Below are 1077 nucleotides of genomic sequence, written 5' to 3' on the forward strand. Positions count from 1 at the left end.
ACGCAACACAGCATTCACATCAATCAAAACAACTACTATTCGCAATGAAAAATACCAACAAAAGACAAGCAAGTCAAACATTTCTTTTGGCAGTTTTATGCATCATTTCATCATTTCATGGTTTTGCACAAACCTACATAACGAACACTACCATAGTTGATGTAGAAAATCAAAAATTAATTCCAAATCAAACTGTGGTTATTGAAAATGACTTGATTTCGAACATTCAACCAACTAAAAAAATAAAAATTCCTGCCAATGCAATTACAATTGACGGAACTGGAAAATATCTTTCTCCAGGTTTGACAGATGCTCATATTCATTTTTTTCAAAACGGTGGGATCTATTCAAGGCCAGATGTGATTGATTTAAGAAAATACATGCCCTATGAGAAAGAAATTGAAGCTACTAAAACCAATATGGAAGACAAACTTCGTCGTTATTTACAAAACGGAATTACCACCGTTTTTGATGTGGGTGCAAGTGTTCATTTTTTAAAACAAAGAAACGATTTCAAAAACGTCAATTTTGCTCCAACTATTTATATTACAGGACCTTTAGCAACTACCTATGAACCAAAAGTGTATGAAAATCTAAAAGAAAATGAGCCTTTTACCTTGACCAAATCAATTGAGGAAGGCATTCAATCAGTACAAAAACAGCTTCCTTACAAACCTGATTTTATCAAAATATGGTACATTGCTGGTGCTGATGGTTTATCTGTAGAAGAAAGCGCACGAAAAAATCTTCCGATTGTAAAAGCTGTTATTGACGAGGCTCATAAATACAATTTGAAAGTTGCTGTGCATGCTACTGAGCGAATTACAGCACAATTAGCAGTTGAAAACGGAGCTGATTTTCTAGTTCACAGTGTGGATAATGAAATTATAAAACCCGAGTTTGTTCAATTGCTCAAATCGAAAAAAACAATTGTTTGTCCTACATTGGTTGTGGTTAGAAATTATAATACTTCTTTAAGCCAAAACGCAAAATTCAGTCTATATGAATTTGAAAAATCAGATGCTTTTCAATTGGGAAATTTGGAAGATTTAAAACATATTTCCGATACAACATTGG

1 protein-coding gene is annotated in these 1077 nt (G+C 33.1%); it reads left to right on the forward strand.

Translation table 11 applies throughout. The features are described from left to right. Nucleotides 1-44 precede the first annotated feature (44 nt). Nucleotides 45-1077 (forward strand): amidohydrolase family protein (locus IU405_RS00230; protein WP_197436663.1); only part of this gene is annotated, 1033 nt, incomplete at its 3' end.

Source organism: Polaribacter sp. BAL334, from assembly GCF_015767435.1.
Lineage (GTDB): Bacteria > Bacteroidota > Bacteroidia > Flavobacteriales > Flavobacteriaceae > Polaribacter.